General features: G+C 41.9%; 15 protein-coding genes. 2 read left to right on the top strand and 13 right to left on the bottom strand.

The annotated features are described in order from the left end of the window. Positions 1-2: 2 nt before the first annotated feature. On the top strand, positions 3-344 hold the full coding sequence (locus tag BUF11_RS02395) for a hydrogenase maturation nickel metallochaperone HypA/HybF (protein ID WP_073587192.1): 342 nt from the start codon (positions 3-5) through the stop codon (positions 342-344). 68 nt (positions 345-412) lie between these two features. Here BUF11_RS02395 and BUF11_RS02390 read toward each other — a convergent pair whose 3' ends face one another. The 9 genes from BUF11_RS02390 to BUF11_RS02345 all read right to left on the bottom strand — a co-directional run bounded on the left by BUF11_RS02390 (position 413) and on the right by BUF11_RS02345 (position 9264). Beyond that, positions 413-1180 (bottom strand): hypothetical protein, encoded by a 768-nt coding sequence (locus BUF11_RS02390; RefSeq protein ID WP_073587191.1) that lies wholly within the window; start codon positions 1178-1180, stop codon positions 413-415. Between the two features lie 24 nt (positions 1181-1204). Next, positions 1205-1996 (bottom strand): inositol monophosphatase family protein, encoded by a 792-nt coding sequence (locus BUF11_RS02385; protein WP_073587190.1) that lies wholly within the window; start codon positions 1994-1996, stop codon positions 1205-1207. An 87-nt stretch (positions 1997-2083) separates the two neighbouring features. Further along, positions 2084-2815 (bottom strand): class I SAM-dependent methyltransferase, encoded by a 732-nt coding sequence (locus BUF11_RS02380; protein WP_073587880.1) that lies wholly within the window; start codon positions 2813-2815, stop codon positions 2084-2086. A gap of 244 nt (positions 2816-3059) precedes the next feature. Then, positions 3060-3731, bottom strand: coding sequence for a FadR/GntR family transcriptional regulator (locus BUF11_RS02370; RefSeq protein WP_073587188.1), 672 nt, complete (start codon positions 3729-3731; stop codon positions 3060-3062). 3 nt (positions 3732-3734) lie between these two features. Beyond that, a complete protein-coding gene (locus tag BUF11_RS02365) occupies positions 3735-4316 on the bottom strand; it encodes a cytidylate kinase-like family protein (protein ID WP_073587187.1) in 582 nt (193 codons plus the stop codon). A gap of 24 nt (positions 4317-4340) precedes the next feature. Beyond that, a complete protein-coding gene (locus tag BUF11_RS02360; RefSeq protein ID WP_073587186.1) occupies positions 4341-5033 on the bottom strand; it encodes an LrgB family protein in 693 nt (230 codons plus the stop codon). Beyond that, complete coding sequence (locus BUF11_RS02355) at positions 5030-5389, bottom strand: CidA/LrgA family protein (RefSeq protein WP_073587185.1); 360 nt, start codon at positions 5387-5389, stop codon at positions 5030-5032. The genes BUF11_RS02360 and BUF11_RS02355 overlap by 4 nt, the downstream gene beginning before the upstream one ends. A 250-nt stretch (positions 5390-5639) precedes the next feature. Next, positions 5640-6416: an SDR family NAD(P)-dependent oxidoreductase gene (locus BUF11_RS02350; RefSeq protein WP_073587184.1), complete on the bottom strand. Its 777-nt coding sequence runs from the start codon at positions 6414-6416 to the stop codon at positions 5640-5642. A gap of 34 nt (positions 6417-6450) precedes the next feature. Next, on the bottom strand, positions 6451-9264 hold the full coding sequence (locus BUF11_RS02345; RefSeq protein ID WP_073587183.1) for an oxidoreductase: 2814 nt from the start codon (positions 9262-9264) through the stop codon (positions 6451-6453). Positions 9265-9437: 173 nt separating this feature from the next. Between BUF11_RS02345 and BUF11_RS02340 the strand changes: the two genes are divergently transcribed. Then, positions 9438-10967 (top strand): PucR family transcriptional regulator, encoded by a 1530-nt coding sequence (locus tag BUF11_RS02340; protein WP_073587182.1) that lies wholly within the window; start codon positions 9438-9440, stop codon positions 10965-10967. 6 nt (positions 10968-10973) lie between these two features. Here the strand turns inward: BUF11_RS02340 and BUF11_RS02335 are convergent, their stop codons facing one another. From BUF11_RS02335 to BUF11_RS02320, 4 genes are all read right to left on the bottom strand, one after another. After that, a complete protein-coding gene (locus tag BUF11_RS02335) occupies positions 10974-11618 on the bottom strand; it encodes a redox-sensing transcriptional repressor Rex (protein ID WP_073587181.1) in 645 nt (214 codons plus the stop codon). A 73-nt stretch (positions 11619-11691) separates the two neighbouring features. Then, positions 11692-13089: an NADPH-dependent glutamate synthase gene (gltA, locus tag BUF11_RS02330; RefSeq protein ID WP_073587180.1), complete on the bottom strand. Its 1398-nt coding sequence runs from the start codon at positions 13087-13089 to the stop codon at positions 11692-11694. Continuing rightward, positions 13089-13931 (bottom strand): sulfide/dihydroorotate dehydrogenase-like FAD/NAD-binding protein, encoded by an 843-nt coding sequence (locus BUF11_RS02325; protein ID WP_073587879.1) that lies wholly within the window; start codon positions 13929-13931, stop codon positions 13089-13091. Before BUF11_RS02325 ends, gltA begins: the two co-directional genes overlap by 1 nt. Positions 13932-14101: 170 nt before the next feature. Further along, positions 14102-15277: an iron-containing alcohol dehydrogenase gene (locus BUF11_RS02320; RefSeq protein WP_073587179.1), complete on the bottom strand. Its 1176-nt coding sequence runs from the start codon at positions 15275-15277 to the stop codon at positions 14102-14104. Positions 15278-15535: the final 258 nt, after the last annotated feature.

Below are 15535 nucleotides of genomic sequence, written 5' to 3'. Positions count from 1 at the left end.
TTATGCATGAGCTTGGTGTACTAAACTCCATGGTGCATACCATTGAACGCATCGTAAAAGAACAGAATGTAACAAAAGTCCACAAGCTTGTTATCGAAGTAGGTGAGCTCTCCGGTATCGTACCCAGATATTTAGAGCAGAGCTGGCCTGCTGCCTCCTATAAGACATTTATGGAAAATACAGAGCTGGAGCTTATCGTCATTCCCGGTATCGTCAAATGCAAAAGCTGCGGCAGGGTATTCAATGCCGTATACAGTGATTTGAGCTGCCCTGACTGTGGCGGTAAGGACATGGAAATTTTAGAGGGTGATGACATGATTATCAAAGAAATCGTGTGTGATTAAAGAACTATTGCGAAAAACAAGCCATTCCGTTAGCACCTCATGCCGGGAATGGCTTGTTTTTATGTATATCAATCTTCCGAATAAAATCCGTGTAAAAACCAGGCTTTTGAATAGGCAAAATTAAAAGACTCATCCTTCCCATCTGTCAGTATGCCATAAACATCCATAAGGCTCTTATAATAATAAATATTCCAATAGATGTAGTTTCCGATAATGATAACCGCTGCTGCAATTCCTCCGTAAAGGCCGGAGGAACACAGAATAAAAATTCCAATCCAAAGCACCAGGGAAGACAAAAGAATCAGTACCTCATACAAAATGGTTTCCGAACTGTTGCGGATTTTTATATAAGTTTTCCATTTATCTACTTTTCCTTTCTCTTCTACTCTTTTCTCATTTTTTCCTGTTTTTCCTTTTTCATCTTGAAAGACTATTACTGTCTTTCTGTTCTTCGCCAGAGTATTATAAAAAATGGACTGAACCAAAAGCTTGTTTATCTTTTCCTCTTTAAAATTATAAAGCTGTGTGACAGTACGGCAGGTTATCCAGTATACTTCTTTATATATACGGTAACGCACCACAACCTTGGCTAACATGCTTCCCAATATATAAAGTGCAAAAAACCCCGCTCCCTTTGCATACCGGTTCACATCCAGGCCAATAATTGCCGGTATTACAAAGCTGATGATAGCAATGTAGAAAGCAATAATCTGATCTCTTTTGGACTGCTGGAGACCTAATTCCTGAACGCACATTTCATATACTTTTTCTAAACGCAGATCCTTATTCTCATGATAGGAATCCTTATCTATTTTATAATTCATGTAATTTGCCATGCTTTATCCTCCGTAGTTTTCCCATTACCTGGTATATGGAACAGATGGAATCTCCTCTTTAACTATCTTCTTTAACCGCTCATAATTTTCCTTTGTATTTGCACAAATAAGCGGTATCGGACGGTCAAATACCGTATTTTCAAATCCTACTGTACCCACATAACCGCCAGCCTCCCGAATGATTATCTCCGCTGCGGCAAAATCCCATGGAAACACCCTGATTTCAAAATAGATATCTACACGTCCGCAGGCCAGATAAACAAGTTCCAAAGCGGCGGACCCCAAACGGCGGATATCATCACATTCTTTATAGACTTTTTCTATAATATTAAAACAGGGCTTTGCGTAATCCTTATTGTACAGACTCATAGCCGTACAAAAAGCAGAATGGGCAAAATCCCTGTCTGATACCTTTATGGGAATACCATTCAGAAAAGAACCTTTTCCTTCTGCAGCATAAAACATTTCATCTCTGTACGGATTATAAACTACACCCAATACCGGCTTTCCATTGTCAAGAAGACCGACCGAAATAGCACTAAGTCCCATATCACGGATAAAATTAGCCGTACCGTCAATAGGATCTACCATCCATTGATAGCGAAACTGCTTTCCGTATTCCATTTCTTCGCCTTCTTCTCCGACAAAAGAGGAATCATCAAGGAGTTTGCTTAATTGTTCCTTCAAATATGCCTGTACTGCAATATCAGTTGTTGTCACATTATTTGATACAGTTCCTTTGCTTTGAACTTCAAAGTTTCTATTCTGTAATATCTTTCCGGCCTCACGCACTATTTTGATCACTTCATCTGTCACGAATTCTCCTCCTTATTCAAAGCCACATAATCCTTCATAAACTTGCATAAATTCATTATACAAAATTTAATTTATGAATACAAGGAACTATTTTTTCTTAGAGGAGATAATCAGCATCATAGGCCTTCGAAGCTCATCTTTCATTCCAGCGACTGTATGCAGCATCTGTTCAGTGGGTTGGGGTTCTACAACCTCAATCACTTCAAAACCTTTCTTTATTAATCCATTTAGATAGGTTGTAAGAGTTTTGTGATATTTAACTACTTTTTCCCCGAGAAAGTCAGCCACTCTTTCTCCTTCCAAAAAGTAATTATCTACCGGGAAATGAAGAATCTCTCCCTTCTCGTCATAGTACCAGTCCTGGCTGCCATAAGCTGTAAAGACCGGATGCTCCACCGAAAAGATGAAATCCCCTCTGTATACCAGACATCCTGCGACCTTTTCCAGAATCAAATCAAAAGATTCAATGTAGTGAAAAGCCAGGGAACTTATAACGATATCATAAGTATTTTCTTCAAAGGATATATCTTCTATTGGCATTTGGATATAGGTAATCTTAGAATCCGTTTTCTCCCTGGCTTTCTCCAGCATCTTTGCAGATATATCAACTCCGGTAACTTTTCGGGCTCCATGCTCCAAGGCATACTGACAGTGCCATCCATATCCACAGCCTAAATCCAATACACGTTTATCCTGAAAATCAGGAAGAAGCCTTTTAAGAGTTTCCCACTCACCTGCCCCTGTGAGACCTTTTACAGACCGGTCCATTTTGCTGTATTTCTCAAAAAATATTTCATCATCGTATTTATTCTGCTTCATTCTATTATTTCCCAGTGTCATCTCTCACACCTCCTGCTGCTATTATAACAGAAATGATGTAATTTGCCACCAGGCAGCAGTTGATAATTGTCAACTGCAAACTCCTCCCGCTTATTCCTTCTCTCCTCGCCGTCTTCTTTCTGGAAGTCATCAAACAATAAAGGTATCAGGATTTTACTCCCAATACCTTTTATTTGCACTGCTGCCATTAAATATAATATTATTTTAATATCTTATCCAAATTTCACGGTTTGGAAACTTGTGAATCTATCAGGTCATAGTGCTGGTTAATGGCCTGCATGCCAAGTAAAAGATCTTTTTCCATAAGCCCCTTTAGCATATTTTCGTGAATATCCATAAGAATACGCTCCGTTTCAGGCGCAGACCCGATGACCACTTCTTCTATCAAATTACTGCATACGTTGGACAAGGAGCCCATAATACTGATGATTAAGGCATTATCACTGCCTGCAATTATCATATCATGAAACTTCTTATCCAGTATGGCTTTTTCATGTTCGGCCGTTTGCTTCATGTCTTCTGTGATTTTTGCTAACTCTTCTAACTGGGAACCGGTCAAATGGGAAAGGGCACATCCATAAGCATAGAGCTCGATTGCACGGCGCAGTTTGCTAATCTGGCTATAATCAATTTCTTTGATTAAAAGCATCAGCTCCATGGATTCCGTGAGATTCTTCTCAATGTTAGTGACCAGATAATTACCCGAACCCTGTCTGCTCTCTATCATTCCCAACGCATCCATAATTCTAAGTGCCTCACGGATAGAATAACGGCCTACACAGAGGACATCAGCCAATTCTCTTTCTGTTGGCAACTTATCGCCGGAATGCAATTCCCCGCCGGCAATCCATTCTTTGACATATGTGATAACTTTCTTATATTCTCTGTTTTCCATAAATTAATGTATGCAGTTCCCTTTCTTTTTTTCGATAAATTCAGAAATCAATTCAACACAGGAATCAATTCCAATCTCTGTACTGTTAATTGTAAGATGATAATTCCTTGCATCCTGCCATTCCTGGTCCGTATAAAACTTGTGGAAGGAAGCCCTCTGCTTATCTGTCTTTTCAATGACTGCCTTAAGATTCTTATCATTAACTCCGTATACATCCCTTACACGCTGGATTCGTGCTCTTAAATCAGCATGAATAAATACGCTTACCGTATCAGGAGTATCTTTGAAAATATAATTTCCGCATCTTCCAATGAGAACGCAGGCTTTGTTCTGTGTAATACTTCGAATAAGGTCAAATTGCATCTTGCCGATATTCTCTGAATAGGCATTCATGGCGATGGCATATAAGAGACTGTTTACCGGTTTCTCCTCATAAAAGGAGATGATTTCATCATAAACCCCTTTTTCCTTTGCCAGCTTAACCAGAGCTTCTTTGTCATAAAGCGGTATCTTATATTGTTCAGCCAGTCTTTTCCCAATCTCATGACCGCCGCTTCCGTATTCTCTCCCAATTGTAATAATCATAAGGCAACCTCCATTTGGCTTTATTTATAAGAAATTCACAAATACAGAAGCTCCAATGACAGTAATAAGCCCTGCAACGGCAATCGCCAGACTGCTCATAGCTCCCTCTACTTCTCCCATTTCCATGGCCTTCGCTGTACCAATGGCATGTGCTGCGGTGCCGAGGGCGACACCCTTTGCAATGGGATCTTTGATACGAAATACTTTACAAACTTTCTCTGCAATAATATTTCCAACCACTCCTGTAACAATAATAACCGTGACAGTAATCGTAACAATCCCGCCCAGCTCTTCCGAAATGCCCATCCCAATAGCCGTTGTAATTGATTTAGGAAGCAGGGTAGCATATTCTGCATGGGAGAAATGGAACAAAAGAGAAAAGATAAGAACGCTGCCAAGGCTTGCTATTACACCTGATATAATTCCTGTAAGTATCGCCTTTAGATTACTCTTCAGCAAGTCCATCTGCTCATAAAGAGGAATGGCAAGGCATATGGTGGCAGGTGTCAGCAGATAGCTAAGATATTTGGCTCCTTTGTTATAGCTGCCGTAACCCACATGGGTTATCAGCAAAACTGCTATAACAAATACGATGGAAATAAGAAGCGGATTGAATATGGCCAGCTTTAATTTTCTCTTTAAAAACAGGCCAAGCTCATATCCGATTATGCTGATTAATACCCCGAAGAAAGTGGATTCTGCCAGTAAATGTCTCATGTTTTTCTCCTCTTATCCCTTCTGATGACAAATTGTGTGACTCTTCCCGTAACCGCCATTACAATTACCGTTGTAAGAACTGTAACAATGATAACCGGAATACAGATATTTTTTAAGATTCCCCATGAGTTCAGGATTCCAACGGAAGCCGGGATAAACATCAGGGGCATAATCTCAATTAAAAAAGCAGAAGCCTCTTTCACCTGTTCCAATTCAATTACCCTCGTCATAAGTGCAATCAAAAGCAGTACCAGACCATAGATACCCGCCGGTATCGGAAGATGGATAAAGTACTTGCAGACTTCACCCAGAAAGGTGAAAAATAGAATAATTCCAAACTGTTTTAAATATCTCATAATAGTATCTTTTGCCCGTCGTCGAAGTTCTCGATTTTATCCTTTCCGGTATGATATTGATTATTTATGTAATACTAAAATCAAACTCAAATTGGTAACACCAATTTTTAATTATTTTATTCCTTTAAAAATATAAAGTCAATACTTTCTAACATATTTAACACAGCAAAACACGTCCAACGCCAGGTACTGCCTCTGCATTGAACGTGTTTAAAAAATTATTAAAAGAGTGATTTTACTATATCAGGTTCTATACCAGGGCACCGCCGCCGTCTACAATGATAAACTGGCCTTGCACATAGCTGGAAGTATCGCAGGAAAGATAAAGGATCGTACCGTTTAATTCTCCTTTATTTCCCGGACGGCCTGCAGGGTTCGCAGCATTATAGGCATTTAGGAACTGCTCTGATTTGAATAAAGTTTCTGCTGTCATCTCCGATTCAAAAAGTGCAGGTCCGATTGCATTAACGGTAATGCCATGTTTTGCATAGGATGCTGCCATTCCTTTCGTGAGCCCAAGAACGGCTGATTTGGAGGCATTATAGGAATGTCTGATAAACGTATCATGTTTATCAGCAACTACTGCATTGACAGAGGCAATGTTTACAATCTTTCCATAGCCTCTTTCTTTCATATGGGGAACCACATATTTGCTGGTTAAAAAGATGCCCTTAACATTGATATCAAAGGACTTGTTCCAATCTTCCTCTGACATGCTGTCGACACCTCCGCGGACGGCAATACCTGCATTATTCAATAAGATATCAATATGTCCAAAGGTACTTAACACTGTTTCCATTGCCGCCTTTACACTTTCCTCTTTTGTAACATCACACACTACAGCAATGGCCTTGCGTCCTGTACTCTCAATAGCTGCCTTTACTTCATTAAGTTTTTCCAAACGTCTTGCTAACAGGGCTACGTCTGCTCCTGCCTTTGCATAGGCAAGTGCGGCGTCTGCTCCAATCCCTGAACTTGCTCCTGTTACTACTGCTACTTTTCCTGTTAAATCAAATAAATTCTCCATTTTACTATTCATCCTTTCTTTTTTACTTTTTTAATTAAATGCGTCCGGTTTCCATAAATGCTGTACGGTCATAGCGTCCGGTTAATAAATAAGGAATCACCTCATCGGCCTCCAGCTTTTCCACCAAATTTAATTTATGCACTAACAAGCTGTTTTTAGAATAAGCCCCTCCAATTATAGTATTGATCGGAAGCTCTGCCCAAGGGTCATCTATACTGGACTTTAAATCCAATGACACAAAGCCCGGTTCCCAGGACTGGTAATTATATTCGCACTGGTTCATAAGCAGGGCTCCATTCATGAAATGGGATACTCCATTTTCATCCGGTTCGCGGTCAAAGTGGAAATAGAAACCGCCTCCAAAGGTCTGCTTTCCTGCTGCCGGGAATTGATAAAGAGCTGCTGTCATAGGGCTGTTGTATTCTCCTAATTTAAGAGTTGCTTCCACAAGTTGTGTGCCTCTTCTGGTTACTCCGGCTGTTACCGTATCACCGTTTCTTCGGATGACAAATTCCGCTCCCAGTTTCTTGGGAATACTTCCGTTATCACGGCCGCACTGTACCGCCATTTCAGCTCCCGGTCCGCCAAGTACCAGCCCCATGGTATACAGGCCAAGTGACTTGCCATAGGTTGCATAGACACCAAGGATTGCTTCATAGTAATCATCCGCAAAGGTAGGATTATTTACATGGCAGACAGACAGGGTAACCACTGGCATGAAAAATGGTTTAAGAGGCGGCGGGAGTATCCTTGCAACAGCTGCGGGATCGGTCAGATAGCTGATATAAATACCTTCCTGGTTATCCATAAGAGATACCTTACCAAAATTCGGTATGCTTTCTTTGGGAACCTTAAAGCTCGCCGTCTTTTCTTCTTCCTTAAACAACTTACATCCTGCCTCATAACCGGTGCGGCTTGCCGGTGCAATAGTTCCGTCTTTTATGGCACTTCCAATCAGCTCCACCTTAACACCCTCTGCCGCTAATTCAGAAACCAGAGACCTATCCGGTCTAAAACCAAGAGAAAGAACTACTGCATCTGCTAAAGTCTTTACTTCTTCATGATTTTCTAAATCTTCCAATACAACAGAGTCTGTCTGAATTTCTTTTAAGGAATGTCCTAACAGATATTTTACACCTGCTTTTGCCAAGCGTCCGCAAACATCGGCTACATTGGTATGGTTTGCATTGGGTGCCGGTTTATCAAGCATATCAATAACCGTAACCTGGTTTCCTTCTTCGCACAAAAATTCCGCTGTTTCAAGTCCTGTAAGTCCTGCACCGATAACCGCAACCTTTTTGTCTTTTAATGCTGCTTTTCCTGACAATACTTCCTCAACCGTATATATGCTTTCACCGTCAACCCCCGGAATCTTTTCAGGTATAATCGAAGCAGAACCTGTAGCAAGAAGCACTGCATCAGGTTTATAAGCCATAATGCTGTCTGCACTTGCTTCTGTATTTAACAAAACTTCTACTCCAAGCCGCTTGAATTCATTGCTGTAGTAATCTGCTATCCACTGCATGCGTTCCTTTAAGGGAGGCTTCTTTGCCAGATTGACAGTTCCCCCAAGCTCACTCTGCCTGTCGATAAGAGTTACCTTTACACCGCGAAGCGCCAGTGTCTGTGCGGCACTCATTCCGGCAGGACCGGCGCCTACAACAACTGCCCTGTGTCCCTTGGTGTCGCGAACCAGATTTCCGTATTTGCGTTCCCTTGCATATCTCGGGTTCAAGGCACATTCGGGAGGCAGTCCGGCAGCATTATACTCGTTTAAGCTCTCAAAGCAGCGCAGGCAGGAAATACATTTGCGTAATTCTTTCTCTCTTCCTTCCTGTACTTTTTTGCCCCATTCTTCATCTGCATTCCAGGAACGTCCCATGGAAATAAAGTCAACTACCCCGTCTTCCAAAAACTTCTCTGCAGCAGCAGGCTCTCTTATTACAGAAACACCGATTACAGGAATCTTCACATGGCTTTTAACTGCCAAAAGCATATCACGCCTCCACCCCTGCGGGAAGGAAATCGGCTCAATACAAGTCATTCCGGTTTCATATAAGCCGCAGCTGGGATCAATAAAATCAATGCCTGCCTGCTCCAGTGCCATGGCAATTTTCACACCGTCCTGAACATGGATATATTCTTCGGTTACTCCTGTCTTGTCAAGAAATTCTTCAATGCTTAAACGAACCCCTATAGGAAAATCAGGTCCGCACTCTTTACGGATGCCTTTAATAATTTCCATAAGCATCCTTAAACGATTTTCAAAGCTTCCGCCGTATTCATCTTCCCTCTTATTCGTATAGGGAGATAAAAACTGATGCAGCAGATATCCGTGGGCTGCATGCAATTCCACCCCGTCACAGCCTGCTTTTTGTACTCTTACGGCACCATCAATGTATTGTTTAATCAATTGCTTGATTTCCTCTGCCGTCAGGGCGCGGGTTTCCTGATTCAATAACTTACAGGGAATCGCAGAGGGTGCAACTACCGGCTGCCCGCCAAGAAGAGCGGATACTGTCTCCCTTCCCGGATGATGCAGCTGTATAAATATCTTGCTGCCATGCTTATGGACTGCTTCTGCCAGCTTAGAGAGGGGTTCAATATGCCTGTCCTTTGTGACGGACAACTGCCTTAAAAGCCCTGCTCCGTTGACATCATTGATACGGGTAATCTCAGGTATGATGAGTCCTGCACCGCCAATTGCTCTTGCCTCATAAAAGGCAATCATATCCTCCGAGGGTGTTCCGTCAAGATTAGCCAGGCCGCAGCCCATAGGAGACATGACCAGGCGGTTTTTTATTGTTACTTTCCCAATACTTCCCGCTTCAAATAATTTGTTATACATTCTTTACCTCCACCTGTTGTTGTTAAAAAATTAACATTGCTGATGTTATAAGAATACATGATACAGAATCATTTCACAACGTGTATCATGAATGATAAAACTTTGACAATTTGTTTATCATGCACTAAAATAGAATTATGACATTATTCTTAAATTCAGAAATGAGGCAAACTATGACATTTGAAAAACTGATAGGGAAAATCGCAGAAGAATATACGATAGATATCCTATCTCAGGGAGAAGACATTGAAATACAAGACGTCGCTTTGATTGATAACAAACATGACAATGCTCTTAAGAATACCCTTTATTTTGGTTATGATAAACAAACAAGAAATGCTGTCATTCCATCACAATGCATTCTTGCCCGCACGGATTCAAGAGACACTCCTGTAATGGGCACAGGCAATGCTGCTTTGGTAACAGAGGATTCTCTCTTTTCCATATTCAATACAGCAAAAACCTTAATTGAAACAACCCGCAGCGAAGGAATTTTTGAAGAGCTTACTGCTCTGGCAAATGAAACCCGCAGCATTGAGGCTGTTATAGATGCCGCTTCTGTAAGACTTGGGAATTTTCTTGTCTTTTGTGACATGAACTTTAAAATCATCGCCAGCTCTGTGTCAATCCCTGTCCTGGACCCTCTTTGGAAAGAAAATACTGTCCAGGGATATTGCTGTTATGAGTTCATAAGCGGAGTAAAAGAACTAAACTCCATAAGAAACGCTTCCCAGACTACAGCTGCCGTAGAAGTAACCTGCAGCCAGTCCCCCTACCGCAAATTGAGCAGCAAGGTCTTTCATAACAAGGTACAGATTGGGTTCCTTTTGATGATTGAAGGGGAAAACCATATCCTGCCCTCCCACTTTGAAATGTTAAGCACCATAAGCCATGTCATCAGCTATACCATCGCTTACTATACGCCAGAGTTATTTGAAGAAAACAGCCGTTATAATGAATTATTGTATGATATGCTGATTGGCGCACCTGTAAAGGATATTACTCCCCGCCTTACGGAGCTTCATTTTCCTTCAAAAATGCTGGTGCTTTTTCTTCGCCCTACAAGATATCTGGGCCAGCAGTATCTGAAAAACAATACCTGCAAGAATCTAAAACTAAGAATCCCCGGTACTCATGTTACTTACCACAAAAACGGTATGGCTGCAGTAATTCCCCTGGAGAAAGATTCTGATATAACGGCAGAGCTATCAGAAATATTAGCAGACTTTTCTAAAAAGGAATATGTAAAAATCGGAATCAGCCACTCCTTTACGAACATTGAAGGCTTTGTAAGCCATTTTGACCAGGCCTATGCAGCCTTAGAGCTGGGACAGAAATTAAAAACCGATGAAATGCTGTGCTTTTATCAGGATTATCAGTTTTTTGATTTACTCTCACAAGTAAAGAATCCCGAAAATTTAGGCCGTTACTGCCATCCGGCACTGGCAGCTCTTAGGCAGTATGACCATGAAAACAACTCTAAGCTGTATAAAACCCTGTGTGTCTATATTGAAAAGGGCTGCAATATTAAATTGACTTCCGAAAGTCTCTTTATTCACCGGAATTCACTGGTTTACCGCTTAGACCGTATCACTGAAATATGCAATATTGACCTCATCGATATTAATACCCTTTTCCTCCTAAGGCTTTCCTTCCTCATAGACCGGTATAACGAGCTGAATACAAGCCTGGAATGGGAGTAGCTTTTGTCAGGACTTTTTATCGGATACAGACTTCACCGCCAGATGTTTTGATAAGATAGCAAGGGAACTGCCCAGGTTTTCATCCTGCACCAGAACATGGCTTGGTACTGCCAGATGCACCGGTGCAAAATTCCATATTGCCGTTACCCCGTTTTCTATAAGCATATTGCAGGCTTTCTGGGCATCATTTGCCCCAACGGTAATAATACCGATATTTATCTTAAATTCGGAACAGAAAGCAGGAAGCTTTTCCACGGAAAAGACCTGCTTTCCATTCACTGTAGTATCAATGATATTCCGGTCAATATCAAATGCAGCAACAATATCAATCCCATACTCCAAAAATCCTTTATAGGTAAGTAAAGCACATCCAAGCTTCCCTGCTCCTATGATTACTGCAGTATCCGCATTTCCACAGCCCAGACAGCACTCAATATCAGAAATCAGCTTCTCAATCTCATACCCCGTCTTCGGACGGCCGCTGCCGCTGACAACTGCCAAATCCTTTCTTACCTGAACATCATTTAGCTTCAGCTCACCGGCAATCATAGTTGCCGATACATTGGCAGTTCCTCTGCCTTTAAGTACCCGAAGGTAATGCAGATAAGCCGGTAAACGCCGTAAAGTCTGGATGGATATTGTTTTTTGCAACGTATATACCTCTCATTCTGCCGCTGATAGCAGCATACTTAATTTGAAAAATGCGTTGCATTTTTCAAATTTTCTATTTCTCTTTGCCAAGAATATATTCATCAATGGCTGCTGCCGCATTTTTACCGGCTCCCATAGCTAAAATAACAGTTGCTGCACCGGTTACGGCATCTCCGCCTGCATAGACTCCGGTTCTGGAAGTTAATCCGGTTCCTTCTTCTGCAATGATACCTCCCCATTTCTGGGTCTCTAACCCTTTTGTGGTAGCTTTAATCAGAGGATTGGGAGAAGTACCGATGGATATGATTACACAATCCGCATCCACGATGAACTCACTTCCCGGTATCGCAACCGGCCTTTGTCTTCCCGATGCATCCGGTTCGCCAAGTTCCATCTTCTGGCATACAAGGCCCTTCACCCATCCGTCTTCGCTGCCCTTAACTTCCAGGGGATTTGTCAGGAAGGAAAATTGAATCCCTTCTTCCTTGGCATGCTCCACTTCTTCCAGACGTGCCGGTAATTCCTTCTCGGTACGGCGGTAAACGATACTTACTTCTGCTCCAAGACGCTTTGCGCACCTGGCTGCATCCATTGCCACATTGCCTCCGCCTACAACTGTGACCTTACTTCCCCTTTGAATCGGAGTCATGGCATTCTCTTTATATGCCTTCATAAGATTGATTCTGGTAAGGAATTCATTTGCCGAATATACACCTTTTAAATTCTCACCCTTAATATTCATAAAATTGGGCAGCCCGGCACCGGAACCGACAAAGACCGCTTCAAAACCATAGTCCTCCATCAGCTCATCAATAGAAAGGGTTTTTCCGATTACCACATTGGTTTGTATTGTAACTCCCATATCCTTTAGCGCATTGATCTCCTTTTGAACAATGGCTTTGGGAAGTCTGAATTCCGGAATTCCATATACTAAAACACCTCCGGCAAGATGCAAAGCCTCAAATATAGTGACCTCATAGCCCTTACGTGCCAGGTCTCCGGCACAGGCAAGACCGGAGGGCCCTGATCCTATTACAGCAGCCTTATGACCGTTGGATACGGGTTTTTGTACTTTTGTCTTACTGTTTGCATTGTGGTAATCGGCTACAAAGCGTTCCAGTCTGCCGATTGCTACAGGTTCACCCTTAATGCCCCTCACACATTTTGCTTCACATTGAGATTCCTGGGGACATACTCTTCCGCATACGGCCGGCAGGGAACTGGAACGGCTGATAACCTGAAAGGCCTCTTCAAAATTACCCTCAGCAACCTCTTTTATAAACTCCGGAATATCGATCTGTACAGGACATCCTGTAACACAGGGGCGGTTCTTGCAGTTTAGACAGCGCTTTGCCTCATCCACTGCCTGTTCTTTCGTATATCCTAAAGTAACCTCAAGGAAATTCTTATTTCTTACTTCTGCACTTTGTGCAGGCATCTCATTCTTCAACAAAGACATATTAACAGCCATTACTTTACCTCCTTACTGAACAGGTTGCAGGTTTCCTCATGGGCTTTGCGTTCAAAGGAACGGTACATAGTACCTCTTTCCATTGCTTCATCAAAATCTATCTCATGGGCATCAAATTCCGGTCCATCCACGCAGGCAAACTTTGTTTTGCCTCCCACGCTTAGGCGGCAGCCGCCGCACATACCTGTTCCGTCAATCATAATCGGGTTCATACTGGCAACTGTCTTTATACCGTATTCCTTTGTTAATTTGCTGACGAACTTCATCATTATAAGGGGACCGATGGTAATAACCTCATCATATTTTTCTCCGGATTCAATCAGTTTCTTTAAGGCATCCGTTACCAGTCCCTTTTCTCCGCAGCTTCCGTCGTCAGACATCAAAAACATCCTGCTGCTATTGGCCTTGAATTCATCTTCCAGAATAACAAGGTCTTTATTCCGGAAACCAACAATTGTATGCACTTCTGTGCCCTGCTCATGGAATTTCTTTACTACCGGATAGGCAATGGCACAACCTACGCCTCCCCCGACGACAGCAACCTTTTTCTTTCCTTCTGTCTGTGTAGCCTTCCCAAGAGGTCCGACAAAGTCATGAAGACAATTTCCCTCCTCCAGTTGGTTCAGGGCTTCCGTTGTAGCTCCGACAATCTGAAAGATAATGGTTACCGTGCCTTTCTCACGGTTGTAATCAGCTATGGTTAACGGTATTCTTTCCCCATTTTCATCCGTCCGCAGGATGATAAACTGACCAGGTTCTGCTTTTTTAGCAACCATAGGTGCATCTATTTCCATCAAAGTCACTGTCTCGTTCAGCACTTGCTTTTTCAATATTTTATACATAAAAATAACCATGCCCTTTCCTATATCTGCAAAATTTGGACCGCAGGCACAAAGTTGCGTGTGCTGCGACCTTTTTACTGCATAGAATGATTAGAGTGCCAAAAGTCCAATTTCTATATCAGCGGACCTTTGACACCTTAACCATGTAATCTATATAATTAGCAATGTTTCTAGAATGTTACTTCCGTATCGTAGTAGCAGCAATATAATAATTTTTCCATAACTTCCGGGGTAATAGTTCTCGGGTTAGAACCGGTACATGCATCCCCTACTGCAAGCTCTGCAACCTTAGGAAGTTTCTCTAAGAATTCCTTTTCGTCAATAATACCGCCTTCATACTCCTTAATAGAAGAAGGAATATTCAAAGCTTTGTTCATTTCTTTGATATGCTTAATTAATGCATCTGCATTGGGTTCTAATCCAAGGGAGGCAGCGATTTGTGCATATCTTGCGGCTGCTGTTTCATCCTTTGCATTATATTTGATAACCTTAGGAAGATACATTGCGTTTGCACAGCCATGAACAATATGTCCGCCGCTGTAAGCTGCTCCGGTCTTATGTGCCATGGAATGAACAATACCAAGTAATGCATTGGAAAATGCCATACCGGCAAGACATTGTGCGTTGTGCATTTTCCCGCGGGCATCCATATCTCCGTTATAGGATTTAATTAAGTTTTCGCTGACCATCTTGATTGCATGGAGAGCAAGAGGGTCTGTGTAATCACAGTTAAGGGTTGAAACATAAGCTTCAATAGCATGAGTAATGGCATCCATACCCGTGTGTGCCGTAAGCTTTGCAGGCATTGTCTCTGCAAGTTCAGGGTCTACAATAGCAACATCCGGAGTAATATTAAAGTCAGCTAATGGATACTTGATACCCTTTGCATAATCAGTAATAACGGAAAATGCTGTTACCTCTGTAGCGGTACCGGAGGTAGAAGGAATTGCACAGAACTTTGCTTTCGTACGAAGAGCCGGGAAATTGAAGGGAATGCAAAGATCTTCAAAGGTAGTATCCGGATATTCATAAAATGTCCACATTGCCTTGGCAGCATCTATAGGAGAACCACCGCCAATGGAAACAATCCAATCCGGCTGGAAGCTCTGCATTGCTTTAGCTCCCTTCATTACTGTCTCTACGGAAGGGTCGGGTTCAACGCCTTCAAATAATTGAACTTCCATTCCGGCTTCTTTTAAGTAGTTCTCTACCTTATCCAAAAAGCCGAAGCGTTTCATACTTCCGCCGCCAACAACTACAAATGCTTTCTTTCCTTTTAAAGTTTTTAAAGCATCAAGGCATCCCTTGCCATGATAAAGATCTCTTGGAAGTGTAAATCTTGCCATTGCTGTTATCTCCTTTTCAAATTATATTTTATGTGAAACTATTTTTTCTTTTTGCAACGTTTCTTACCGTTTGCTTGTTTATATTTTAACAATGTTTTCTCGAAATGTGAAATTCAATTGCAATATATCGATATTCCATTATCGATATATTGCAAAATCCTTTATCCTATCTTACTTTGACCCCAGGCTTTTCTATAGCTTCCACCGGGGTAACCCCTGCCTAGGCTGGTATCCATGCCTTTTACAAGTATCTTCTCT

Source organism: Anaerocolumna xylanovorans DSM 12503 (assembly GCF_900143645.1).
Taxonomy (GTDB): Bacteria; Bacillota; Clostridia; order Lachnospirales; family Lachnospiraceae; genus Anaerocolumna; species Anaerocolumna xylanovorans.
Note: the sequence above shows the minus strand (reverse complement) of the source record. Positions and strands in the feature narration are given on the sequence as shown.